General features: G+C 30.7%; 6 protein-coding genes. All 6 read left to right on the top strand.

Features of this window, described 5'->3' with window-relative positions; genetic code table 11:
- The first annotated feature begins 685 nt into the window (after positions 1-685).
- The 6 genes from RCH19_RS10130 (at position 686) to RCH19_RS10105 (ending at position 9,586) form a co-directional block, all read left to right on the top strand.
- On the top strand, positions 686-1,168 hold the full coding sequence (locus RCH19_RS10130; RefSeq protein WP_343023120.1) for a hypothetical protein: 483 nt from the start codon (positions 686-688) through the stop codon (positions 1,166-1,168).
- Positions 1,169-1,375: 207 nt separating this feature from the next.
- Positions 1,376-2,194: a 3-methyl-2-oxobutanoate hydroxymethyltransferase gene (gene panB, locus RCH19_RS10125; protein WP_121926501.1), complete on the top strand. Its 819-nt coding sequence runs from the start codon at positions 1,376-1,378 to the stop codon at positions 2,192-2,194.
- A gap of 30 nt (positions 2,195-2,224) precedes the next feature.
- Positions 2,225-2,914, top strand: a complete 690-nt coding sequence (locus RCH19_RS10120) for an RNA pseudouridine synthase (protein ID WP_343023119.1) — start codon at positions 2,225-2,227, stop codon at positions 2,912-2,914.
- 157 nt (positions 2,915-3,071) lie between these two features.
- Positions 3,072-4,400, top strand: a complete 1,329-nt coding sequence (locus RCH19_RS10115) for an aldehyde dehydrogenase (RefSeq protein WP_343023118.1) — start codon at positions 3,072-3,074, stop codon at positions 4,398-4,400.
- A 267-nt stretch (positions 4,401-4,667) separates the two neighbouring features.
- Positions 4,668-5,450, top strand: a complete 783-nt coding sequence (locus RCH19_RS10110) for a hypothetical protein (protein ID WP_343023117.1) — start codon at positions 4,668-4,670, stop codon at positions 5,448-5,450.
- A gap of 125 nt (positions 5,451-5,575) precedes the next feature.
- The gene (locus tag RCH19_RS10105; RefSeq protein ID WP_343023116.1) at positions 5,576-9,586 is read left to right on the top strand and encodes a PAS domain S-box protein; all 4,011 of its coding nucleotides are present in this window, start codon (positions 5,576-5,578) and stop codon (positions 9,584-9,586) included.
- Positions 9,587-9,604 lie beyond the last annotated feature (18 nt).

The raw sequence follows: 9,604 nt of genomic DNA, 5'->3' as shown, positions 1-9,604 counted from the left end.
CACTTTAAATATACTGATTTTCAGACTATTAAACTAATTATTTGAAAGTTATTTCTTTCTTTTTTTGTCATTTTTTCAACCCTTGATTCACATTACTCTCATAAAAAACTAAAAACTACTTAATACGAAATCCAGTCTAAAAATAAATTTTATCTTCTGGGTCTTAATGTCAATTGCAAAAACTAATTAAATCGCTGGAAATTACATTAGAGATTTAGGACTAGGTTTTAAATCAGAATCAATTTTTATTAATGCTATAATTTATTTTAGTTTACTAAAAAATTCAGTGATTAATATTTTGGTTACTCACAATCATGGAAATCAATGGCTGAAAAAACGTCGCGTATTTAATCTGCCTAGATCTTAATTTTGATACCAAAAAACAGGATGATTATTGGCAATTTCTAAATAAGAACCAAATTGATTTTAAATGCTTTGAAGATGTAATAAAAAAATATTACAATGGAGAAAGTGATCGCAATACTATTAAAATTTTAGAAAAATCTTAAAATAAAAGTAAACAGTTCCTATTCGAAATCAGTTACTTTCCCCCGTCTTCGAATCTAAAAGGAGAAGGTTTAAAATTTGATAATAATGTGTAACGATTACTAGTGAAAACTTAAATATCTTCTTTTTAAATATATCTATAAAAAACAGTTACTGAAATTTAAAAAAAATAGATTAAATGATTACGAAGATATTTGGACTTGCGACGTTACTATTTTTGATTCTAACATCATGTCAATCAAAAACCAAGAATACAACAATTAATTCAGACACGGTGATTGAACAGCAGCCAACGGCAATACATTACGATTTAGCTAAAAACTACTTTGTAAAAAGCACAGTAAAAAAAATAGAAAATCCTAAAATTGAAACTATTGAACAATTCAATCAAATCTTTGGAATGGCAATAACGATGGGAATAAATGGCAAACCCACTGCAATAGATTTTGCTAAGAAGTATGTGATCGCAGTTATTTTGCCGGAAACTGATCTAAAAACAACTGTCCAGCCAGTTAGTTTAAAAAAGAATAAAAAAGGTGAAATTACACTAAAATATAAAATTGAGATAGGCGATAAACAATCGTACACAACAGTTCCTTTTTTTGCCATTATTGTTGCTAAAACTGACGATGGCGAATTGATTGTGACGGAATTGAAATAATATTTTCCCACTTCTTGTCACTTAAAATATACATTAAAAACAAGAGCAAATTTGGACTTTTAACTTTTGACATACTGATAAATAACAAGAGCTTTTTTCGAAGACATTAAAATTTTCGAACCAAAGTAAAACCAAAATAATTTTACTCCTACAATTCTCATCATCGAATATACATTTCACTACCTTTGCAACCTTAAATAAGGAAATATGTCTGTAGCTAAAAAAGATTATAAAAGAATTACCACTAAGTCGCTTATCGATATGAAAGCTAATGGTGAAAAAATTTCGATGCTTACGGCATACGATTTCACAATGGCAAAAATTGTTGATAGCGCTGGAATCGATGTGATTCTTGTAGGTGATTCTGCTTCAAATGTAATGGCGGGTCATGAAACTACTTTGCCAATCACTTTAGACCAAATGATTTATCATGCCTCTTCTGTTGTTAGAGCAATTGAAAGAGCATTAGTTGTTGTGGATTTACCTTTTGGAAGTTACCAGTCAGATCCTAAAGAAGCATTGCGCTCTTCTATTCGAATTATGAAAGAAAGTGGCGGACACGCAGTTAAATTAGAAGGTGGAAAAGAAATAAAAGATTCCATTAAAAAAATATTAAACGCAGGAATTCCAGTAATGGGACATTTGGGATTAACCCCACAATCGATATATAAATTTGGGACCTACACGGTTAGAGCTAAAGAAGAAGAAGAAGCCGATAAACTTCTTGAAGATGCTAAATTGCTTGAAAGTTTAGGCTGTTTTGCTTTAGTATTAGAAAAAATTCCAGCTCACTTAGCAGAGAAAGTAGCTAAAAGCATTTCGATTCCAGTAATAGGAATAGGTGCTGGTGGTGGCGTGGACGGTCAAGTTCTTGTTATTCACGATATGCTAGGAATGAACAACGAATTTAGTCCGCGTTTCTTGAGAAGATATATGAATTTATACGATGATATGACTAAAGCTATAGGTGAATATGTGGCAGATGTTAAATCAAGTGACTTCCCAAATTCTAATGAACAATATTAAAACTCTTTCCTTTTTCCAAGGGTAAGTTCTATGAAAATACTATCTAATAAATCAAATCTCCAAGTGCTACACGAGGATAATCACCTAATTGTGGTTAACAAGCGTGTGGGTGACATTGTTCAAGGCGATAAAACGGGTGACAAACCATTATCTGATGTGGTTAAAGAATACATCAAAGACAAATACAATAAACCTGGCGAAGTCTTTTTAGGAGTTGTACATCGCTTAGATCGTCCAACAACAGGAATTGTAGTTTTTGCTCGAACTAGCAAAGCTTTAACTAGAATGAATGAGCTATTTAGCAATAGAGAAACTCAAAAAACGTATTGGTGCGTTGTCAAAAATAAACCTCCTTTATCGCACGATAAATTAGTGCACTATTTAAAACGAAACGAGAAAAATAATAGTTCAAAAGCGCATCTAAAAGAAGTACCCGATAGTAAGTTAGCCAGTTTAGATTACACTATAATTAAAGAACTCAATAACTATTTTGCTTTAGAAATTAATTTACATACGGGAAGACATCATCAAATACGAGCGCAACTTTCAGCAATAGGTTGTTCTATAAAAGGAGATTTAAAGTATGGTTTTGATCGAAGTAATCCAGATGGCGGAATCCATTTACATGCGAGGAAACTAGTATTTATTCACCCTGTAACCAAAGAAAACATTGCTATCATTGCTCCCACTCCAGACGATGTGATTTGGAATGCAATATAAAAATTTTTAATTTCTACACCACTACTGTAACAAAAATAACACTTTACATACTTACTACTAGCAAAACAGGACTAATCAATCCTGTTTTTTTTATTTTATTCGGTGTTGAAAGTAGGATTAAAATAATATTATGTATTTTTAAAATTAAAATTATCCTATGAACCATAGAACCGACATAAACTACAGAAAAGAATCACTTAAAAAATTATTACACGTCATCACTAAAAATGAAGACGCGATTATAAAAGCATTGTACGATGATTTTAAAAAGCCAGCTTTTGAGGCTGTTTTAACAGAAACGAACTATGTTATTAGTGATTTAAAAGAAACTATAAAAAATATTAGTTCTTGGGCAAAGCCAAAGAAAGTTTGGGGATCGTTATTGAATTTCCCTTCTTCTGATTTTATTTACAGCGAACCTTATGGCAACGTCCTTATTCTTTCACCTTGGAATTATCCTTTTCAATTAGCATTATGTCCACTCGTTGCGGCAGTTGCTGCTGGAAATAAAGTTACGTTAAAACCATCTGAACTTACACCTAATACTTCAGCCATAATTTCAAAAATTATAAGCGAAACATTCCCTGTTAAAGATGTTGTTGTAATAACAGGAGATGCTACTATAGCAGCAGATTTATTAAAAAAGCGATGGGATTACATCTTTTTTACGGGAAGTGTGGGCGTTGGGAAAATAGTTGCGAAAGCAGCTGCAGAAAATCTAACACCAGTTACTTTAGAATTGGGAGGTAAAAGTCCTTGCATCGTTGATGAAACTGCAAATTTAGAACTAAGCGCACGAAGAATTGTTTGGGGTAAAATAATAAATGCAGGACAAACTTGTGTTGCTCCTGACTATATTTTAGTTCACCATAAAATGAAAGATGCTTTTGTCAAATTTCTGATTCAGGAAATACAAAAAGCTCTTGGACCCAATCCAGAGGAATCACCAGATTATGCCAGAATAATTAATTTAAAAAATTGGGAACGCCAATTAAGTTTGCTCGAGGGACAAAAAATTCTCTTTGGAGGAGAATCAAATAAGGATTCATTATACCTCGCTCCTACACTACTTGATAATCCTAGCATGGATAGTTTAGTGATGAAAGAGGAAATTTTTGGACCTGTACTTCCCATCCTTTCTTATGAGTCTGAAAATGACATCGAAAAGATTATCTCTAGTTTTGATAAGCCACTATCGCTGTATTTATTCTCTGAAAACAAATCATTTATTGATGAAGTTCTAAAGAAATATTCTTTTGGAGGAGGCTGCATAAATGATACAGTAATGCATTTAGTCAACAATCGTTTACCTTTTGGAGGTGTTGGAAATTCCGGAATGGGCGCCTATCATGGAAAATTAAGCTTCGAAATATTTTCTCATCAAAAGTCTATCGTAAAAAGAGGAACTTGGCTAGATGTGCCATTACGTTATGCTCCTTACAATGATAAACTGAAAACAATACGACAGTTATTAAAATGGATTTAAGAATTAAAAATTAACAAATCTTAAATAATCCATGCTTTACTTTAGTATAAGTAAAATTAAAACCAGTGAGTCACTGTAAAATATTGAACCAAAAATCTTACAGGTACTCACAGGTTAATTTGATTGAATGTTAATTAAAAAAAATATTACATTTACCACCGATTAAAAAAAACTAGCTAAACCAAAAGAGATTGACAAGCAGGAATTTTTATAATATTGAAAATATCTAAATAATAATAAATAACCACCTAATTAATACCAAACCAAATGAACAACAGCATACAAAATCGCATAGAGACAATAAGAAGAGAAGGATATGATTTAGATTTTGGTCGTGTCTTTGAGCACGCTTTCAAAAACTATAAAAAAATTGCTTTATATGGAGGATTAGTACTATTTGTATTTTTCGTTGTTATCAGCATAGCGATATTTGGAGTTGTAATTGCTAGTTTTGGTGCTGCTGCAGTGATGGCCTTTCTTCAACCTGAAAATTTAAAAATAGAAAATTTTGATTTCAATTCGTTACTAATAGTTTCAACTGCTTCCATTGTATTAGGAGCATTACTTAGTCCGCTTACTGCTGGCTTAATAAAAATGGCATATTGCGCAGAGCACGATGAGGAATTCCATGTATCAACTATGTTCGAATTTTACAAAGCTCCTTATTTCAAAGAACTTTTCATAGCTACTTTTTTAGTTTCACTTGTAAGTAATGTGATTAGTTCTATAATTACGTACGCTCAAATACCAGTATTAAATTTTATTATTAGTGTTGCAATAGCATTATTTACAATTATCATGATTCCGCTTATTATTTTCGGAAAACTCAAAGCTGTTCAAGCAATTGAAGCAAGTGTGATAATCGTGTCTAAGCAGCCGTTAACAATTTTAGGATTACTAGTAGTTTGCGTAATAGCAGCAATGTTAGGATTTATCGGTTGTTGTATTGGTATATTTTTTACTTTGCCACTTTTGTATTCTCTATACTACGCAATTTATAACGAGATCATTGGATTTGACAATGAAAATAAAGTTGACGTAATTCTTTAGTAAAATAGTGTAATAAAAAACTAAGTTTGATTTTAGATTATACTTAGTTTTTTATTTAAATTTATTCCTTAAATTGAACGAAATTAGAATCCCAAATTTAGTTTTAAAATCAATTATTTTAATTTATGGTATTCTACTATAGCCATTTATATATTTCGGTGGAAGAATTAATTTTCTCTATTATACCTAATTCAGGTATAGGAAGCGCTTTATTTAAAATTGCTATTCCTATATTATTTATCACGTTAGTGTATCGCATTTATAAGATTAGAACTGGATTAAAAAGTAATTTATTAGAAAAAACAAATAGAGCTTACACAAAAAAGAAGGAATATCAAATCTATCTTTTCTTTCTAGGTCTGATGTTGCTAATAATTGAAATTATTTTTGAATCCCTAAAATTAAGACCAGAGAGCCTACTTTTTCTCAACTCTATTATCGGTTTTACTCTAATATTAATTTATTACATCAGTACTAAATCAGCATTAGTTTTTAAACACATACAAAAAATTTTTACTGTATGCTTTCTACTTTATTTCGGGTCTATTTCTAGAAACGTAGTTGTTCATACTTTTGACATCATTCCCATTGTCGCATTTCCAGTAACCTTTTTCTTCGCTTATTATGCTCTTAAATCCATACGATTATATTGGAGTTTTGTAGCATCTGTCTATGTTTTCTTGTGGCTTATTTATATTTTAAACCTAGTCGAATTAAGAGTAATTATTGTATTACTAATCAATGTTTTAGTTATTACGCTAATCAATTACATCCATTTTACATTATGGGTGAATCGAAACAATGAATCGAAATTCAATAACCAAATCATAAATAAAGGAAATTCGCTTATACTGGCAACAAATCAAAAAGGAGAAGTCGTCTTCTGCAGTGAAAATGTAACTTCAATTTTAGGATATACTGTCGAAGAAATTTTGGGTTACGGCTATTGGAAAATTTCGGGAGAAAATGACTTTGATGTCGATTATTATAATAAGAAATTTAAGGATGATCGAATATTCATTCGAAAAATAAAATGTAAAAACGGTCTTTATAAATATATTCAATGGGACGACAAGCGATTTTCAGAAGATTTGCTTGTTGGTATAGGTCAAGACGTAACAAAAGAAATCCAAATCCAAAATCAATATAAAGATTTAGTTCAAAATGCTATAGATCTCATTTATGAAGTAGATTGCGACGGTTACTTTACTTTTGTAAATGAATATACTTTGAAATCACTGGGTTATGTGGATGATGAAATCTTAAATAAAAACTATACTGATTTTATTAAAGAAGAATATATGGATCGAATTATGAATTTTTTCCAACAGCCATTAGAGAATCAAGAATTTTTTCCAACAATTGAATTTCCGATTTTAAAAAAGGACGGTAGTTACTTGTGGATTTCCCAAAAAGTTATTGTTCGAAAAAATGATGTGGGCGAAATAGTCGGTTATTCTGGTATTGCTAGAGATATTTCAAAATACAAAGCAATTGATACAGCGCAAAAAATTCGTCACGAAAAAATAGAAAATTACAATGAATCAATAAAAAGAATATCATCGACTAATTATAGTATATACCACGATTTAGAGCTCAGTTTAAGACAAATCACTGAAACTGCAGCAAAAGTTACAAATTGTAGTAGAGTTGGATACTGGAGATACACCGGCAAAAGTATTATTTGTGAAAACTTATATACTCTATCAACGAACAGTTACACTAAAGGCGAAGAGTTGGCTAAAAAGAATTATCCAATCTATTTTGAAGCCATTAAGAAAAACTCTGTCATCAGTGCTAAAGATGTTTTTAATAATTATGAGTTTTCAGAATTTACTGATGATTATTTCAGCACTAATAATATAAAATCTCAACTAGATATTCCCATTTTCATCAATGGAAATTTAACGGGTGTTTTAGCTTTCGAAAATGCCGAAAACACAAGAGATTGGGACAATGAAGATATTATTTTTGCTAGGAGTATCGCAGATTTGATTTCGCTGACTGTTATCTCTCAGAGTCGTTATGAAGCAGAGAAAAAATTGCAATATAAAAGTGAATTGTTGTCCGCAATGACTTTATGTACTGAGAAGTTTCTAAACAGTAATGATATTCACGACATATTTTCTGATGTACTGATTATCATGGGAAAAGCGACAAATTCTCATCGTGCGTATTACTATGAAAACAATGGTGAAGAAAAAACTATAAGTCAGAAATACCGATGGATTAGTGAAAACGATACGTTAACAGAGAATAATACTGGTCTACAAAATATATCCTATAATTATTTTGAAGAACTTTTAACACCATTATTGAATAATAAGAGATTTGAAGTAATAATTTCAAAAATTGAGAACGAATCGCTGCGAAAAAAATTAGAAAATCTTGAAGTGGTTTCTATAATTCTTTTTCCAATTTTTATCAAAAATAAATTTCACGGCTTTTTAGGATTTGATAATACGCAAGAAGAAAAAATTTGGACCGAAGACGAAGTAAACATTCTACAAACATTAGCGCGTAATATTGCTTCGTCTATCGATAGAATTACAAATGAAACTGCAATTTACGAGAGTGAAGAAAAATTCAGACTGCTAGCAAATAATATTCCCGGAACCGTTTATCTTTCCAATTACGATGCTAACAATACTAAGATTTACATCAATGACAAAATTGAAAAACTAACCGGTTATCCAAAATCTGTTTTTCTAAGTAACGAAATTTCATTTATTGATCTAATTTATCCAGAAGATAAGTTGCTTACAATTGAAGCTCAAAAAACTGCAATTGAAAATAGAACTCCAATACATTTAACGTATCGAATTGTTCATAAAGATAAAAGTATAATTTGGGTCGAAGAGTTTGGTGACACTATTTACAAAGACGGTAAAATCGCATTTCTAGAAGGTATTTTTATTGACATTACTGAAAGAAAAATCGCTGAAACCATTGTAAAAGAAAAAGAATTAGCAGAAGCTGCTAATAAATCTAAATCGGAATTTCTTGCTAACATGAGTCACGAGATTAGAACTCCGCTTAATGGAATTATTGGATTCACTGATTTGCTGATGAAAACTGATCTTGAAAAAATTCAAGAAAAGTATATGACTACGATAAATCAATCAGCACATTCGTTACTGGATATTATCAACGATATTTTGGACTTTTCGAAAATTGAAGCGGGAAAACTAGATTTATACATTGAGAAACATAATATCAGAGACCTTTTAACTCAAGTTATCGACTTAATACTATACGAATCCTCTCAGAAAAATTTAAATTTAAAGCTAAATATTTCTGATGATATCCCGAAATACTTTTGGATTGATAGCGTTCGATTAAAGCAAATTTTAATTAATCTTTTAGCAAATGCTGTTAAGTTTACTGAAATAGGTTGGATCAAATTAGAAGTATCCGTAATTGAACGTACTACTGATACAACTGAAACCATTCGATTTGCCGTAATTGATACAGGAATGGGAATTGTTGAAGAGAATAAAAAGAAGATATTTAAAGCATTTTCACAGGAAGACAGTTCGACAACAAGAAAATTTGGAGGAACAGGATTAGGATTAACAATTTCGAACCAACTATTAGGTTTAATGAATAGTCAGTTAGAACTAACAAGTACAGTAGGAATGGGAAGTACATTTTATTTTGACATAGCGCTTGAAACTAGTAATAAAAATACAGATGATGATAGCACACAGAATGATACTGTAGAGATTATCGAAAAAGAGCTTTGTGATATCAGCGAATTAACTAAAGAAGTTAAAGTTTTAATTGTTGAAGATAATAAAGTAAACATGTTGTTGCTAAAGACCATTATAAAAAATCTACCAATAAAAACTACTATTAGCACTGCTGTTAATGGAGAAGAAGCGGTAACACAATTTGAAGAAGTAGTTCCAGATATAATATTTATGGACATACAAATGCCAGTAATGAATGGTTACGAAGCAACAAAAATCATCAGAGAAATGGTTTCCGGAAAAGAAGTTTCAATAATTGCCATAACTGCTGGAACAGAAAGAGAAGAGAAAGAAAAATGTTTACAAGCAGGAATGAATGACTACATTCCTAAACCAATAATCAAGGGAATCATCGAAGAAACTTTCGTGAAATGGGTAAAATAACGATTAAACAAAAACAAA

The sequence above is a fragment of the Flavobacterium sp. PL12 genome (genome assembly GCF_039123485.1).
Taxonomy (GTDB): Bacteria; Bacteroidota; Bacteroidia; order Flavobacteriales; family Flavobacteriaceae; genus Flavobacterium; species Flavobacterium weaverense.
The sequence above is the reverse complement of the archived record's forward strand: the minus strand, read 5'-3'. Positions and strand labels throughout refer to the sequence as shown.